Source organism: Crocosphaera sp. XPORK-15E, from assembly GCF_034931425.1.
Classification (GTDB): domain Bacteria; phylum Cyanobacteriota; class Cyanobacteriia; order Cyanobacteriales; family Microcystaceae; genus UHCC-0190.
In genome coordinates this window covers 20184-36949 of the sequence record NZ_JAYGHQ010000012.1, presented here as the reverse complement: position 1 = coordinate 36949, position 16766 = coordinate 20184, and the positions used below count along the sequence as shown (strand labels likewise).

Here is a 16766-nt window from a genome sequence, read left to right as displayed (position 1 = left end):
ATTCGGTTTTTTCAAGGGACTACTGCTCTTGTCGGGTGCATTCGACTTTAATTATTTTTACTCAAAATTTATTTCATTTTTTTCATAACTTTAATCTCCTTGCCACCAGATCAACTCCAAACACGAGGCGATCTTAATAACGCTTCAACTTGGTCTTTTGATAAAGGTTTCGCAAAGAAATAACCTTGACCTTGTTCACACCCCAACCATCTTAATTGGGCTAATTGTAACTCTGTTTCTACCCCTTCCGCAATAATATCCATGCCCAAAATATGCGCTAAACTAACAATGGCCCTGACAATTTCTGCGTTATCATTATTTGGTTCCATTCGCATCACAAAAGAGCGATCAATTTTTAAGGTATTAACTGGAAATCGATGTAAATAACTTAAGGAAGAATAACCTGTTCCAAAATCATCTAAACAAATTTCAATGTTTCTTTGTTTGATTTTTAATAAAATTTCCGTCGCTGCTTGGACATTTTCCATTAACAAGCTTTCTGTAATTTCGACTTTTAAAAAGTGATTTTCTAATTGGGTTTTTTCTAAAATTTTATCTAAAGTATCAATTAAATTCGCATATTTTAATTGTTTACTCGATAAATTAACACTAACTTTCAAATCAGCAAACTCAGGAAATTGGGTTTGCCAGGTTTTTAATTGTTGACAAGCTTCTTCTAAAATCCACTCTCCCATGGGAATAATTAATCCGGTTTCCTCTGCAATAGGAATAAAATGACCAGGAGAGACTAAATTCCGTTGAGGATGTTGCCAACGAATTAACGCTTCAAACCCCGTTAATTTACCCGTTGCTAAGGCAATTATCGGTTGATAATATAATTCAAATTCTTTCCGTTCAATGGCCCTTCTTAAATCAGTTTCTAACTGTAAACGAGTCACAGCGCGATCGTGCATTTTTTGATCAAAAATTGCATAACAAGCTTTACCATCAGCTTTGGCCCGATACATCGCTGTATCAGCATCCCTTAAAATCTCTGCTGCTACTTTATATTCAGGAATACTTAAAGCAATACCAATACTGGTATTAATAAAGACATCTTGAGCATCTAAATTAAAGGGTTGGGTTAAATCTTGATGAATTCTCTCAGCAATTTTAATGGCATCTTTTAGATTCCCAATATCTTCTAAAAGAATGGCAAATTCATCTCCTCCTAATCTTGCTAAGGTATCATCAGATCGTAAACATTGATGTAAACGACGGGCAATTTCTTGTAATAATTGATCTCCAATAGAATGACCTAAACTATCATTAACAACCTTAAATTCATCGAGATCTAAAAACAAAACAGCAAAGCTAAAATCAGGACGACGCTTTTGTCTTTCTAAAGCGTGTTCGAGACGATCCATGAATAAAATTCGGTTAGGTAAATGAGTTAAGGGATCATGAGTTGCGTTATATTGTAATTGTTCTTCAGCCAGTTTTCGCTCTGTAATATCTGTATCTAACCCATCAATTCTTATAATCTTTCCGTCTCGATCATACACCACTCGACTCCGACTATAAAGCCAGCGAATTTGTCCATCAGGCCGTACAATACGATATTGAAATTCTGTGTGGCCGATTTCTAATAAAACTTGGCGATGATATTTAATTAATTCTCGATCTTCTTCATGAACTAATTCACCCCAAAGCTCAATATTTTCAGAAAAATCTTCTAAGGGATGTCCAAAAATTAGTTGGGCCGCAGGATTAATATAAATGATCTCAGAAAATGTCGAATTCATTGACCAAACTACATCTTGAATTGAGGTTAAAATTCCCTCTAAACGTTGCTCACTTTCTGATAAAGCTTGCTCTATTCTTTTCCTTTCTGTAATATCAGTAATCATGCTCAACGCTCCCACATAATTACCTTTAGCATCAAATAAAGGATTAGTAGAAATACTTGCCCAAATTTCCTGACCATCTTGACGACGGAATTTAAAATCATGGGTTTCTGCAACCCCTAGACGACTCTTTTTAAGATTAGTTTGAGCGATGGAATATTCTGACTCATTCATAAAGTAAAATAAGCTTTTACCCATCATTTCTTCAACCTTATAGCCTAACATTTGCGCCATTTGTTCATTGACAAAGGTAGTCTTATTTTGCTCATCAATAATCCAAATTCCTTCCGTTGCTGTTTCAACAATTTGACGATATTTTTCTTCACTTTGGGACAAAGCTTGTTGCGCTTGACAATTTTCTGTAATGTTTCTAAAAGACACTAAATAAGCTTTTTTCCCTTGCCAATTAATATCAGCTACTCGCATCTCTGCAATGATTAATTCCTGTTGAGGATGTCTAATAAAAATTTCTGTGGGTTGCTCATCTCCTAATGGTAAACCCAAAGGATGATTGATTAATTGTTCTTGGGAACGGCCAAAAATATTTTCCGCAGCAGGATTAATAAAACAGATATTTCCTTGAGCATTTACCACTAATAAGCCATCGGAAATTGTGGTAATAATGCGGCTTAGTCTTTCTTCGCTTTCTTTTAGGGCTATTTCTGTTTGTTTCCGTTGAGTGATATCAACCGCTTGGCCAAACAAATATAATGGCTTTTCTTGAAGATCTCGAATTAAGGTCATTTGCAAAATGATATTAATTTTTTGACCCTGTTTCGATCTCAAACATTTTTCAGTCAGAAAGCTGGGAATTTCTCCTGATAATAATTGTTCTTTTAAAGGAAGCTCTTTATCGTCATCATCTGGGTGAGTAGTATCAGCACAATTAAACTCTAATAATTCTTCGCAAGAATAACCAACCAAATCACAGAAGGCTTGATTTACCCTGAGAAAATTCCCTTCAAGACTACTTAAACCCATGGCTGAAGGAGCTTGTTCAAAAAGGATACGAAACTTTTCTTCACTTTCTTTTAGGGCCGCTTCTATTTGTTTCCGTTCGGTAACATCACGAGCAATTGCATAGATTGCTTTTTCTTGGACGTAGGCCACAGATGTCCAAGCTAACCAACGATAGGAATCATCCCGACAGCGATAACGATTTTCAAAATAATGGGTCTTTTTTCCTTTGCTCAGGTTTGCAACTTCTGCTAAGGTGGCCTGTCGATCATCAGGATGGACAAATTCGATGAAGGGTTGGGCTAATAATTCTGCTTCTGAATAACCCAAAATTTGTTTAAAGGCGGGATTAATTCTTTTAAAATAACCGTCAAAATCCGCCACACAGAGTAATTCTAAGGAGAGAGAGAAAAAGCGATCGCCTTCAGTTTCCATTAGTTGATGCTCATCAGTTTTGTCTTGACGAGTGGAGTCACAATGCTCATTTTCAATCACGTTACCATTTTTTGGTGGCATTTCCATCCTATCCAGGAAGGATATTCACTTCTTAATTGAGTGACATATTTATTCATTTTAGCGATTAAAATCAGTAACTTTAGAAAAAAGATTAAGTAGAAATTTGGGAACAGTATACAGCCCCTCAAACTCGCTTTGGGGCAATTTATGAATTGCCCCGACTGGAAATCAACTACGCCAAATTTTTTCAAGCACTGTAGTGGCTTGAATATCCCCTAGATTATAGGTAGCAGATTGAATCCCAATATATTTATCTTGACTGGGAGGTAATCGTTTTGTTGCCTTAGTTTGGCCAAATAAAGCAACGGTATAGGTACCAACAGCCACCGCTAATTGTAAGGGGGTGCTATCGGTACACACCATCAAATTAGCCCCAGCGATCATGGCAGCTAAGCGACCTACACCACTCGGTTTGATCACCTTCAGGTTAGGACAACTTTCTTGAACCATCTTCACCCATGCTTCATTACCTGCCCATTGTAGGAGAACAATGGGGATTGAAGGCTGTTTTTGTTGCATATTATTAATAATATTGCTCCACTGCGGCACGGGATAGGATTCACCAAACCCACCATACAAAAGAATATAGCCGCTTTCTTGGAGTAACAGGCGTTTTTGCTCCCCTTCAGCCCAACTAATATCATCTTTAGGGACGGCAATTTTCAGGGGAGGACAGGGGGTTTGTATTCCTAGTCCTTGTATCAGATCATGATACATATAGGCGGTATATTGTTCGGTTTTTTGGGGGACGGGGTTCGATAAAAACCAAGCTGTTGAGGTTTGATAACCGATAGATAAGGGGATGCCATTTAACCAAAACAGCAGTCCCAATGTCCAGCGTTTATCTAGGGTGAAAGCCACATCATACTCGCGATCGCGGATCATCCCTAATAAGTTTAAATAATCGGCTAATCCATTGCGATCTTGGTAGTCAAACATCAGGACTTCGTGAACGTGAGGACAGACCCGATAAGCTATTTTGGCACGGGGTTCTACGATCACATCGATCAGGGCGTTGGGATATTGAGTTTTGAGGTCTTCCAGGGTTGGAAAAAATAAAATTTGTTCGCCAATTCCCCCAGGAACTAGGGCTAGTATTCGCATAAAACTCTGATGTTTGTTAGTGAGCTATCTATAAGGGGTTTTAAATTTGAAGGGACACACAGTAAGTGAATTACTTCCGTCTCGCTTCAATTAAGCCAGTTAAACCCTCAGAACATATTATCTTAACCCTGTCAACATCTTGCTAATACTTCATTAACACTTCATCTTTGTTTATCTTGATTCTACTGAGTTGACAGCCGAAGGATTACTGAATTTATCTGATTGATAATATAAATTAATCAATAAATCGTCTTGATTTTAAAATAACAATCAATCAATTCTTCCTGCTCTTGACAAGTAATGATAATTTTTTTCAATTGGCAACGAGGTTACGCCTTTGTGGTATACTTCAATTAAGTTAAACATCTACAGCCAGTGTGTCTTGCCCTAAAATAGTCCCTACAAGTCCCATTATCTCGTTGTCTTCATCTAATCTCTATTGAATTTCTCCTGATCTTAGTGTTTTTTGGTTCTTTATTTTGAGCATTTGTACTATTTTGATCTGAGTATAATTGCTTATGGCTTGACAAAATAGATAAATTGTGCATTAGAGAAAATTAAGAATTTAAACAATAAAAGAAGAATCATCTTCACAGTAGTTAAAAAATCGGTTCTCCTGTTAAACTAAAGGCGCGAACTTCAGTAATTTTCACCTTAACTAATTGCCCTTTTAACTCATCAATATTCCCCTTAAAAAAGGTCAAACGATTTCCCGCAGTTCTTCCCATCACTTGGGTTATATCTTTATGGTTTCCATCTTCTACTAATACAGTTTCAATGCGTCCTAAATATCTTTGAGAACGTTCGGCAGCTTTTTGGGACACTAAATGATTTAACCGTTGTAAGCGATCGCTTTTCACTTCTTCACTTAATTGATTATCCCACAAAGCGGCAGGAGTACCAGGACGAGGGGAATAAGCAGCAGTATTAAGTAGATCAAAGCCAATATCATCTACTAATTGTAAAGTCTTCTCAAACTGTTCTTCCGTTTCTCCAGGAAACCCAACAATAGCATCTGCACTGATAGAAGCATCAGGCATATATGACCGAATTTTATCAATAATTTGTCGGTATTTCTCATGAGTATAGCCCCGTTTCATAGCTTTTAATATCTCATTATCTCCAGACTGGAAAGGAATATGAAAATGCTCACAAACTTTTGGCAATTCATGACAAGCACGAATTAATCTTTCGGTAAAATAACGGGGATGACTGGTAGCAAATCTTAGTCTTTCAATGCCCGGAATTTCATGTACTTGATATAATAAATCTGTCAAAGTATGTTGATGTCTTCCCGTTTCCGTTACCCCTGGTAAATCTCTACCATAAGCATCAATATTTTGCCCTAACAAAGTAATTTCTTTATAACCTTGTTTTCCCAATAATTCCATTTCAGCATAAATCGCCTCTGGTGTGCGTGATTGTTCAACCCCTCTAACATTGGGAACAACACAATAACTACACCGTTCATTACAGCCATAAATAATATTAACCCAAGCGGTAACGCTACTATCTCGACGGGGTTTAGTGATATCTTCAACAATATGAATTGCTTCAGTGGCAACGACTTGATTTCCGTCAAAAACTTGCTCTAATAAATCTTCCAAACGGTTAGCGTGTTGGGGCCCCATAACTAAATCTAATTCTGGGATTCTTCTTAAGATTTTTTCCCCTTCTTGTTGGGCCACACAACCGGCCACAATTAGAGTTAAATTAGGATTTTCATGTTTCCTTTTAGCTTGTCTTCCTAAATAGGAATAAACCTTTTGTTCCGCATTATCCCGAATGGTGCAAGTATTATATAGAATTAAATCAGCCCCATTGGGATCTTCTGACCATAAAAACCCCATATCTTCTAAAATACCCGCCATGCGTTCCGAGTCAGCTTTATTCATCTGACAGCCAAAAGTAGTTATATGGTAATGGCGTTGAGAGGTGGTCATGGTTTAAGGTAAGGTGTGTAATTCTTTATAGATCCCTATTATAGATTCTTTGGCTGACAATTGACAGAAAATTAAATCGACATTAAGAATATGAAGTCTAAAAAATGAATAATATGAATTGATTTCTTGAGATTTACTTGTTATAACAAGACAAGGACAAAACGACAATCTAAACCCATGATTCTATTCTGGCGTAGGGCTTTCCGTTTGCCCCAAACCTATTTGTTGATTATTGGGGCTATCTTAGGATACATCAACTTTATTATTGTTTTAGGGATTCGTCCCATTCCTATCATTGTCGGTGGACTTATTGCTTTAGGAATGATAGGCATTTGGTTTCAACAATTATGGCAGTTTCAAAGTCCTATTATGGCTGATTTACTTGAAACTGATATTTTTCTGAATGAACTGCAAAAAATCGAGCAAAATTTAGGCAGTAAATCATCTTTGACTGAATGGCAAAACTCACTAAAATGGGCTAAAGAAAGTCAATTTTTTGCCCATCGTATAGCTACTAAAGAAAGTCCTTTAACACCAGATTTACTGGAAACGTTATACAGTATCTTGGGCTTATCAAATCAGGTTGCTCAAGCCATTTTAGCCCTAGAACAAGTCAAAACCGAAACCTATCAAACTCTAACCCAAAAGCATCTACAAACCAGTTATGATAGACTCCAAGAAACTCATCATCAATTACAGAATTTACATGATCAAGTTGTTGTATCTTCCTTAGATACCTCTACAATTAAAGCAGGTTTGCCCTATCATCTACGGGGAATTATTGCTGATAATCAAACCGTCATTAAAACCATTATTCAAGATGCAGCAAATGGAGAATCATTATGAAAAGTAAGAATCAGTTATTTGAGAGATCTAATTTACTGTATAAAAAGATTACAAATAGCTTTCGACAATCATTTAGGGCTTGGTTTTTAGTAGGAATCTGTTTAACTTTATTATGGGGATGTTTAGCAGGAGTTCCCAAAGCAGACTCTTTTGATAGTGCTTATGAAAGCTTACAAAATAAGGTAATTCCTAAAATTTCTACCCAAAATAATATTGTTCCTGATGAACTAGCTTTACGTTATGCTATTGATAATACTACTGAGCCTTTACCTCCTATTGATAAATATCCAATTTATGGGGCCCAACCTACTCAAGATCCAAATATTATCTATCTAGAAATTTTCGGTTCTCCTGAAAAAGCCAACGCACAAAAAGAAGATGAACGATGGTTTGTTGATGTCATAGAAAAGTTTAATCAACAAAAGAATAAAACAAGTTCAGGCAAAATAATTCAAGTTGGGGTGCGAAATATTCCCTCTGGAATTGGTCAACAAATGATCGCAGCTAAAGTAGTTAAACCTGCTGGTTATACTCCTTCTCATGATCTGTGGATACAGATGTTAAAAGGTCAAGGAATTCAGCCAGTTTATATTAATAAAGCTTTACTACCTAGTAATCCGGGAATTGTATTAAATGATCAAGTTAAACAAGAACTTTTTGGCAATAAGGAAGTTACATTTGATGATATTCTAGATGCAATTTTAGCCGAAAAAATTACCATTGGTTATACAAATCCTTATGCGAGTTCTACCGGACTTAATTTACTTTATACCATCTTTTGGCGAGCAGCAGGTCACGATAAAGATGGGAAACCATTAACCATTGCTGACTTACAATCATCTCAAGTTAATTCTATTTTTACAGGGTTTCAAAAGCAAGTATTACTAACTGCATTAACTACAATAGATTTAAAAGAAATATTTCTTAGAGATCCTAAAAAATTACCTGCTTTTGCCATTGATGATCTCAGTTATCACACTTTAAAACAATTACCAGAATTTGCTAAAACCAGTTATATTCCCTTTGGTGTTCCTCATAATAGTCCTTTAGTTGGTTTCTCCTGGAATACCCCTGAGCAAGAAGAAGGATTAAAAAAATTAGCTCAATTTGCAACTTCTGAAACGATGCAAAAATTAGCTCCACCACAAAGTAAAGAAGTAACAGAATATTTACAAAAAAATAAGTTTCCTCCTCTACCAAGTGGTGAGGTTTTAACCAGGGGCCAAGCATTTTGGAAACAACAAAAAGATGCAGGTAAAACTGTTTATTTGATGGCAGTTATTGATACCAGTGGATCTATGGAAGGGGAACCCTTAAACGCTGTTAAAGAAGGCTTAAAAATTGCCAGTAAAGAGATAAATGCGGGTAATTATATTGGGTTAGTAACCTATGGAGATACTCCTAATGAATTAGTTCCTTTGGCACCTTTTGATGAACTCCAACATAAACGGTTTCTGGCCGCAATTGATAATTTACGGGCTGATGGTGCAACCGCAATGTATGATGGTGTTATGGTAGCTTTATCTAAGCTAATGGAACAAAAAAAAGCAAATCCTGATGGACGATTTTATTTGTTATTATTAACAGATGGAGCCGTTAATACAGGCTTTAATTTTAATGATATTAGTTCTATCATAGAATATAGTGGTGTACGAGTTTATCCTATTGCTTATGGAGAAGTTAATGAACAAGAATTACAATCAATTGCTGCCTTAAGAGAGTCTACTGTTAAAAAAGGAAACCCCGAAAATGTCAAAGACTTACTCAAAGAATTATTCCAAACAAATCTGTAAAAAAAATGAATAAACTCAATCGTAAATTATTAACAATTATTGGCTCTGGATGGCTGTGTTTTATTATCACAGGAATCCTCATTAGTCAAGTGTTTGCCTCCCCTCATTATGTCTTATTAATTGATCGTAGTTATTGTCCTCCCCAACAATGGAAAACCTTGGTACAAACTTATACAGATTTGTATGATAAACATCAACAAAAGCAAGTCAAAATTGAAAAAGTAATTTTATTTAGTGACTTAGGAGAAGACACCTTACAAACTTTACCTACTCCCAAAGAATTCAGCGAAATTTCTACCTATGGACGTTTTAATTCTACCCGTAAAACTGAGTTAACTAAAGCCTATCGTAATGGGAAATTTTTAACTTGCCAATAACTCATAATCTAAAAATGAAGGTATAAGAGGTGTACTTAAAAACCACTCAAGACTTGACAAGAAACCCTAAATATAGAGGCTTAATATTATTAAGCTCTCATCGTTTTTGTCCCCTCACTTATCTCTTATACTTAAAAATATTGCTCTTAACCACTATTTGTCTAGAGAGTCCCCTATTAAGTCAACCCGTCAATCATGTATCTTTAGAGATTAAATCAAACTTTATTGCTCAAAATTATATTTCAGATCCGAACTTAAATGACTTATTAATTCAAGGAATGGAAAAAGGAATTCAAGGAGACTATGAAGGGGCGATCGCAGATTTTACCGCCGTTCTTCAAATTAATCCCCATGAAGTAGAAGCCTATTATAATCGGGGAATTGCCTATGGTAGAATCAATAATGATCAAGCAGCGATCGCGGATTTTAATCGTGCCTTAAGTTTAGATAATGAAGCTGCCGATATCTATGTAGAAAGGGCAAAAATTCGCCAAAAACTCGGCGATCATCAGGGAGCAATAACCGACTTAAAAACTGCTATAGAGTTGTTTAATAAACAGGGAAATACTTATGGATATCAAGAAGCACAAAAAATGCTCAAACAATTGCAGTCGTCTTGAATATGTTCAATTAAAAAATTTTTGACATCTAGAAGGTTCCCTTTTACTTTAAAATTAATAGATAGCAATCATTGAGGCCGAGGAACATTTTGGAAATTACACAGACAAAAAAATTAGAAGAAATTGAAGTGATCGCCCGTTCCGTCGGTTGGGGAGCCTCTAAAATTCTACGTTCCTACTATCGAGGAGAAGCAAATCAAGGTGATTTAGAGATTAATGAAAATAAAAAAGATGGCCCCGTAACTGCGGCTGACTTAGCCGCAAATTATTATATTTTAGAGAAATTACAAGCTGTTTTTCCTGAAGACACCTTTGGTTATCTTAGTGAAGAAACCCATAAAGGAACTGACCCCATTCCTCAAGATTGGGTGTGGATTATTGATCCCCTAGATGGGACTAGGGATTTTATCGATAAAACCGGAGAATATGCCTTACATATTGCTTTAGCTTATCAAGGTCGTCCTGTCGTGGCAGTTGTGGCTATTCCTGAAGCAGAAAAAGTCTATTTTGCCAGTAAAAATCACGGAACTTTTGTAGAAAATGCCGATGGACAAATTACTCCTATTAAAGTGTCAAAACGTGATCATATAGGAGACTTATTTTTAGTAGTAAGTCGCACTCATCGTGATGCTCGTTTTCAAGCCTTAATTGATGCCCTTCCCTTAAAAGATCGGAATTATATGGGCAGTGTTGGTGGTAAAATTTCCACAATTCTCGAACAAAAATCAGATGTTTATATCTCTTTATCCGGCAAATCTGCGGCCAAAGATTGGGATTTTGCTGCTCCTGAATTAATCTTAACAGAAGCTGGAGGAAAATTTACCCATTTTAACGGCGACCCCTTAATTTATAATCGGGGAGATGTGCGTCAATGGGGCGGTTTAATGGCAAGTAATGGTCATTGTCATGAAGCATTATGTCAACAAGCGACGGAAATTTTAGCCAAAATTGATGCTAATAATTAAATACATAATGAATGGGTGGGCAATGCCCACCCTACTCCATTTTAAAGGAAAACTAAGGCTTCCTGAATGGTCTTGTTGTAGATAATTCGTCCTGGAGTGGTACGAACAAATAGAGAAATCGCCTCTCCATTTAGTTCTCTGACTCTGCGTTCTCGATAATGTTTAACCACAATAACATTATCACCATCTTCAAAGGTTTCCGTTTTCAAGACTTCCTTATCTGGTTTGTCCGTAACAATTTCCTCATTGGGATTGTCACAACGCAACCAAACAAATGCGTGTAAATCCACATTACCCTGCTCATAAGCCCTGATCGCATCATCAATATTACTAAAATAGCGACCACTGCCTTTTTGGGCCTTGGGATTTTCTGCAGTTAGGTAATAACAGCCTAATACCATATCCTGAGATGGGGCCACAATGGGTTTACCCGTCGCTGGAGACAAGATATTATGACAAGCTAACATTAATAGTCTGGCCTCAGCTTGGGACTCTAAGGACAAAGGAACGTGAACCGCCATTTGATCTCCGTCAAAGTCAGCGTTAAACGCAGGACAGACTAAAGGATGTAGCTGAATGGCACGACCTTCGACTAAAATGGGTTCAAAGGCTTGAATCCCTAAACGGTGTAAAGTGGGGGCGCGGTTTAGCATTACAGGGTGTCCTGTAATTACTTCTTCTAGCACATTCCAAACACTAGGATCACCTTTGACAATCAATTTTTTGGCCGCTTTAATATTATTCACTAACCCCAAGCGAATTAAACGGTGAATCACAAAAGGTTGGAATAATTCGATCGCCATTTCACGGGGTAAACCGCATTGATAAATCTTCAGTTTTGGCCCGACAACAATAACAGAACGACCGGAATAGTCTACCCGTTTTCCTAAAAGGTTTTGACGGAAACGCCCTTGTTTTCCTTCAATAATATCCGAGAGGGATTTTAACGGACGATTATTAGCCCCAACTACAGTCCGTCCCCGTCGTCCATTATCAATTAAAGCATCAACCGCTTCTTGTAACATCCGTTTTTCGTTACGGACAATGATTTCTGGGGCGAGAATTTCTTGTAAGCGGGCCAAACGGTTATTCCGGTTAATGACCCGTCTATATAAGTCATTGAGGTCAGAAGTAGCAAAGCGACCCCCATCTAACTGTACCATAGGGCGTAAATCTGGCGGAATTACAGGAATTACCTCTAACACCATCCATTCTGATTTGGAACCCGTGGCAATAAAGTTATCAATTACCCGTAGGCGTTTAATTAGTTTGGCCCGCTTTTGTCCCTTACTTTCGTTAATTTCTTCTCGCAATTTTTCGGCTACTTCTTCCAGGGGAATTTCTTGCAGTAACCTTTGAATTGCTTCTGCCCCAATTCCCACTTCTATGCCGTATAATTCTGAATCTTCGGCATAGATTTGATCTTCAATTTCAATCCACTGATCTTCAGTTAAGAGTTGCTTATATTGTAAGTTACTAGCATTTCCTGGATCTAGTACCACATAGGCATTAAAATAGACGATTTGTTCTACATCTCTTAAGGCCATATCCAGTAAAATACTCATGTAACTGGGAATTCCTTTCAGATACCAAACATGAGTAACAGGGGCCGCTAATTTAATAAAGCCCATGCGATGACGACGCACCCTAGATTCTGTGACTTCTACGCCACAACGTTCACAAACAATGCCCCGATGACGTACTCGTTTGTATTTTCCACACCAACATTCCCAGTCTTTAGAAGGGCCAAAGATGCGTTCACAGAACAATCCGTCCATCTCTGGTTTGAGGGTTCGGTAGTTGATGGTTTCGGGTTTGGTGACTTCTCCCACCACAACCCCATTGGGAAGACTTCTTTCTCCCCATTGACGAATCCTTTCTGGGGAGGCTAACCCAATTTTAACATAGTCAAATCTTGTATCTGCTGCTGGTTTCATGTTTGATTGTTCTAAAAAAGTGGAAGACTGTTGGGATAGGATAGAATAGTTAGTATGGGTAACAATTCTTTCAATGGGTAAAGGGTTGAGGAATTGACCTCAAGACAGACTAATCAATAATCTTTGTCTTAAAGATGTCTTTGGGGTGGCTCATTTTCCAGGTTCGTCACTGAAAGCTAATTATAGGTCAAATTTTAATTATAGCAGTTCTCATACTTGTGAGGTGCAGAGTTTTATGGTTTTAGGGAACAGGGAATAAGCAATGCTGATTATGAGTCAAGCATTAGGATAAAACCCTTCTTGACTCATAATAATCCTGTTAGTCGATTCTAGTTCTTTCCAGAGGCACTCAATGCGGGTATAGGCTTCTTCAGACGAAAGCTTACCTCCTGTATGAAGACTGGAAATGAAACCGACTTTTTGCGAAAATTCCTGTAAATTGGCATTAAACAGCAAGGTTTTATCGTTTAAGACTCCATGATAGGGATAGAGAGGGTAAAGAAAATTTTGCTCGCTGACTCGTTGTTTATCTTCCATTCTACTGTTGCCCTTCAAGTACATTTCTATTTCTATTATAGTTTACCTAGCTTTAACCTAAAGTTAACCATAAATTAATCTAAAAATAACTTAAACTTTTTTAAAGTGTTAATAATATTGATTTACTGACGGCTAATCTTATCAAAAATCAGGGAAAGTTTACATCGATCAACCTATTTTAATAGAATCAAGAAAATTCTTTGCTTATAATTATAAAACACTTTAAGAATGAGCTTATTTAACTGTCAAGTAAACGAAGCTAATTAGTTGGACATAAATAGACAATGCTCTGTTAATAAATATTAATGAGACTTAAAGCCTTTTCTGTTGCCTAACCTCACAGTTAACTTTAATTTTGTCCGACTACTTAGTTATCTGTCGACCTAAAATTAAGTAACCGCCAAAACTAATTTAGCCATGACCATCATCCATCGTCCCATCTGGTCATTGACTCCTCAAGAAGTTTACACCAGCCTCAAAACTTCTGCCCAAGGACTCTCAGAAATAGAAGCTGTAACTCGATTAAAAGAGCAAGGCTTTAATGAACTGCCTGAACCTCCTCACCGTTCCCTCTTATTACGTTTTATTGACCAATTAATCCATTTTATGGCCCTGTTGCTTTGGGTAGCGGGTATTTTAGCCTTTATTTCCCAGACTCCCCAATTAGGTTGGGCTATTTGGGCCGTTATTTGGATCAATGCTATCTTTAGTTTTGTACAAGAATATCAAGCAGAACGGGCTTTAACCGCCTTAAAAAAGGTCTTACCCTCCCAAGTCAAAGTTTACCGAGACGAAACCCTACAAGTCATCAATGCCAGGGAATTAGTTGCAGGGGACGTAATACAACTCGAAGAAGGCGATCGCATTTCTGCTGATGCTCGTTTAGTCTCTGCTCAAAGCCTCTATCTTGATGTTTCCATCTTAACCGGAGAATCTCTACCCATTGCCAGACATACCGAGCCAATCTTAACAGAAAACCTCCGGCCGGTAGATGTTCCCAACTTAGTCTTAACAGGTTCTACCGTAGCTGCTGGCCGAGGTATGGCCGTTGTTTATGCCACTGCCTCTCGCACAGAATTTGGTCATGTGGCCCACCTCACCACCCAGGTAAAACGAGAAACAAGCACCCTAGAAGTTCAAATTACCCGCATTGTTAGGCTGATCACCGCCTTAGCCCTCACCATGGGAACTCTGGTTTTCTTGCTAACTCATTGGTTAGTGGGCATGGAAACCAAAGAAAGCTTTATTTTTGCCATTGGTATTATCGTCGCCTTTGTCCCGGAAGGACTTTTACCCACTGTCACCCTGGCCCTGGCTATTGGGGTAAAACGCATGGCTAAAGCTAATGCCCTGGTGCGTCGTCTCTCTGCTGTTGAGACTTTAAGTGCGACAACCGTTATTTGTACCGATAAAACCGGAACCCTGACTAAAAATGAAATGACTGTCCGTGCTTTATGGACTTCGGGACAAGAACTAGAAGTCACAGGGGTAGGCTATGACCCCACAGGAGAGGTTAAAATACCGCCCCATTTAACCGCTAATTGGCAGGTTAACCTATTATTGGCCGGTGCGGCTTTATGTTCCAATGCTAGATTAATTCATCCGGCCGGGCCTAGTTATTGGCAAGAAATTGGTGATCCGACAGAGGCCGCCTTATTAGTAGTGGCACTGAAAGGTGGCTTAAATTTAGAGGAATTACACCAACAGGCCCCCCGACAGCGAGAAATTCCCTTTGACTCCCGACGACGCTTGATGACAGTTGTCTTAGACTGGCAGTTAGTCCAAATTTGGCCCAATGAGTTTCCTTATTTAAGCTTTACCAAAGGTTCGCCCCTGGAAGTAATTGGGCGTTGTCCTCAGATCTTAAAAGATGGTCAGTTATTGCCCATGAATGAGACGGAAAAAGCGGAAATTCGCACAGCTAACGATCATTTAGCTAGTCAAGGTTATCGGGTGTTAGGAGTCGCTACCCGTAAGGGAGGAGAAGAACTATTAACGGAAGATGCTCAGGAATTAGAGCAAAATCTCATCTTTTTGGGCTTAGTGGCCATGTTTGACCCCCCGCGTCCCGAAGTAACAGAAGCACTGACCCGTTGTCATCAGGCGGGCATTAAGGTGACAATGGTAACAGGAGATTATGGGGTCACAGCAGAAGCGATCGCTCATCGCATTGGGCTAATTACAGGTAAAGCAAGAATTGTCACAGGAGAAGGGTTAGGACACCTCTCTGATGCCCAGTTACGTCAAATTTTACACCTGAGAAACGGACTGCTGTTTGCTCGCATGATGCCTGAGCAAAAATTACGCATTGTTCAAGCTTATAAAGATTTGGGTCATGTGGTTGCAGTGACGGGAGATGGGGTGAATGATTCGCCAGCTTTACGAGCAGCTAATATTGGTATTGCGATGGGTTTAAGTGGCACTGATGTGGCCCGAGAAGCGGCTGATATTGTGTTATTAGATGACAATTTTGCCACAATAGTTAGTGCAGTAGAACAAGGACGGGCCGTTTATCAAAATATTCGCAAGTTTATGACCTATATACTGTCATCTAATATGGCGGAAATTGTGCCATTTTTTGCGATGGTTGCCTTCAAAATTCCCCCGGCTTTGGTAATTTTACAAATTTTAGCCATTGATTTAGGAACAGACATGATTCCTGCCTTAGCTTTAGGGGCAGAACTGCCAGAAGCAGGTACAATGGATCAACCTCCTCGTTCTCCTCAAAAGTCTTTGTTAGATGGGGCTTTATTGGCTCGCGCTTACGGCTTTTTGGGTGTAATTGAGGCAATAATTGGAATGACAGCCTTTTTTGTGGTTTGGTGGAGTCATGGTTATGGTTTCAGGGAATTACAAGCCCTCAGCCCCGCTATTTTATCCCATTCGGCCGATGCTGCAACTATGGCTCTTTATGCTCAAGCGACAACGGCAACATTGGCTGCTATCGTTGCCTGTCAAGATGGTAATGTTTTTGCCTGTCGTTCGGAACGGGTATCTATTTTTAGATTGGGGTTTTTTAGTAATCGTTTAATTTGGTTAGGCATTGCCATAGAATGGTTATTAATCCTTTCAATTATTTATATTACTCCCCTACAAAAGATTTTTAGCACTGCCCCTTTATTGCCTTGGCAATGGTTAATGTTGTTGACTTGTCCTTTATTGTTATTAGGGGCTGAAGAATTACGAAAAGTCTTTGTATATCGATTAAAACAGTCATGATTTGCTTGCCAATAAATTGAATTTCTTGGGTAATTCACCAATTAATAATGAATAATTAATAATTAATAATTACCTCTCTCAAAACTTTTGCAATCAAACAGATGC

11 protein-coding genes are annotated in these 16766 nt (G+C 38.2%); 6 read left to right on the top strand and 5 right to left on the bottom strand.

Annotation, left to right across the window (positions count from 1 at the left end; all coding sequences use genetic code 11):
* Nucleotides 1–110: 110 nt before the first annotated feature.
* From VB691_RS14645 to miaB, 3 genes are all read right to left on the bottom strand, one after another.
* On the bottom strand, nucleotides 111–3320 hold the full coding sequence (locus VB691_RS14645; RefSeq protein WP_323292248.1) for a PAS domain S-box protein: 3210 nt from the start codon (nucleotides 3318–3320) through the stop codon (nucleotides 111–113).
* 168 nt (nucleotides 3321–3488) lie between these two features.
* Nucleotides 3489–4424, bottom strand: coding sequence for a glycosyltransferase family 9 protein (locus tag VB691_RS14640; protein ID WP_323292247.1), 936 nt, complete (start codon nucleotides 4422–4424; stop codon nucleotides 3489–3491).
* A 599-nt stretch (nucleotides 4425–5023) separates the two neighbouring features.
* The gene (gene miaB, locus VB691_RS14635; RefSeq protein ID WP_323292246.1) at nucleotides 5024–6367 is read right to left on the bottom strand and encodes a tRNA (N6-isopentenyl adenosine(37)-C2)-methylthiotransferase MiaB; all 1344 of its coding nucleotides are present in this window, start codon (nucleotides 6365–6367) and stop codon (nucleotides 5024–5026) included.
* Nucleotides 6368–6544: 177 nt separating this feature from the next.
* Here miaB and VB691_RS14630 point away from each other — a divergent pair, with 177 nt between their 5' ends.
* The 5 genes from VB691_RS14630 (at nucleotide 6545) to VB691_RS14610 (ending at nucleotide 10968) form a co-directional block, all read left to right on the top strand.
* Nucleotides 6545–7213: a hypothetical protein gene (locus tag VB691_RS14630; RefSeq protein WP_323292245.1), complete on the top strand. Its 669-nt coding sequence runs from the start codon at nucleotides 6545–6547 to the stop codon at nucleotides 7211–7213.
* Complete coding sequence (locus tag VB691_RS14625; protein ID WP_323292244.1) at nucleotides 7210–9006, top strand: vWA domain-containing protein; 1797 nt, start codon at nucleotides 7210–7212, stop codon at nucleotides 9004–9006. Before VB691_RS14630 ends, VB691_RS14625 begins: the two co-directional genes overlap by 4 nt.
* A gap of 5 nt (nucleotides 9007–9011) precedes the next feature.
* Nucleotides 9012–9383 carry a hypothetical protein gene (locus tag VB691_RS14620; protein ID WP_323292243.1) on the top strand — a complete coding sequence of 124 codons (372 nt, stop codon included), beginning with the start codon at nucleotides 9012–9014 and terminating at the stop codon, nucleotides 9381–9383.
* A gap of 29 nt (nucleotides 9384–9412) precedes the next feature.
* Entirely contained in the window at nucleotides 9413–10003 is a 591-nt protein-coding gene (locus VB691_RS14615; RefSeq protein ID WP_323292242.1) for a tetratricopeptide repeat protein, read from the top strand.
* Between the two features lie 95 nt (nucleotides 10004–10098).
* Entirely contained in the window at nucleotides 10099–10968 is an 870-nt protein-coding gene (locus VB691_RS14610; protein WP_416245158.1) for a 3'(2'),5'-bisphosphate nucleotidase CysQ family protein, read from the top strand.
* 41 nt (nucleotides 10969–11009) lie between these two features.
* On the opposite strand, the gene VB691_RS14605 is transcribed toward VB691_RS14610, so the two are convergent.
* Nucleotides 11010–12905 (bottom strand): DNA-directed RNA polymerase subunit gamma, encoded by a 1896-nt coding sequence (locus VB691_RS14605; RefSeq protein WP_323292241.1) that lies wholly within the window; start codon nucleotides 12903–12905, stop codon nucleotides 11010–11012.
* Nucleotides 12906–13181: 276 nt separating this feature from the next.
* Complete coding sequence (locus tag VB691_RS14600; RefSeq protein ID WP_323292240.1) at nucleotides 13182–13442, bottom strand: hypothetical protein; 261 nt, start codon at nucleotides 13440–13442, stop codon at nucleotides 13182–13184.
* Between the two features lie 417 nt (nucleotides 13443–13859).
* Here VB691_RS14600 and VB691_RS14595 point away from each other — a divergent pair, with 417 nt between their 5' ends.
* Nucleotides 13860–16661 (top strand): cation-transporting P-type ATPase, encoded by a 2802-nt coding sequence (locus VB691_RS14595; RefSeq protein WP_323292239.1) that lies wholly within the window; start codon nucleotides 13860–13862, stop codon nucleotides 16659–16661.
* Nucleotides 16662–16766 lie beyond the last annotated feature (105 nt).

Bases quoted from the DNA above. Each gene is read 5' to 3' on its own strand.
- VB691_RS14645 (WP_323292248.1), bottom strand. From the start codon at position 3,320: ATGCCACCAAAAAATGGTAACGTGATTGAAAATGAGCATTGTGACTCC.
- VB691_RS14640 (WP_323292247.1), bottom strand. From the start codon at position 4,424: ATGCGAATACTAGCCCTAGTTCCTGGGGGAATTGGCGAACAAATTTTA.
- miaB (WP_323292246.1), bottom strand. From the start codon at position 6,367: ATGACCACCTCTCAACGCCATTACCATATAACTACTTTTGGCTGTCAG.
- VB691_RS14630 (WP_323292245.1), top strand. From the start codon at position 6,545: ATGATTCTATTCTGGCGTAGGGCTTTCCGTTTGCCCCAAACCTATTTG.
- VB691_RS14625 (WP_323292244.1), top strand. From the start codon at position 7,210: ATGAAAAGTAAGAATCAGTTATTTGAGAGATCTAATTTACTGTATAAA.
- VB691_RS14620 (WP_323292243.1), top strand. From the start codon at position 9,012: ATGAATAAACTCAATCGTAAATTATTAACAATTATTGGCTCTGGATGG.
- VB691_RS14605 (WP_323292241.1), bottom strand. From the start codon at position 12,905: ATGAAACCAGCAGCAGATACAAGATTTGACTATGTTAAAATTGGGTTA.
- VB691_RS14600 (WP_323292240.1), bottom strand. From the start codon at position 13,442: ATGGAAGATAAACAACGAGTCAGCGAGCAAAATTTTCTTTACCCTCTC.
- VB691_RS14595 (WP_323292239.1), top strand. From the start codon at position 13,860: ATGACCATCATCCATCGTCCCATCTGGTCATTGACTCCTCAAGAAGTT.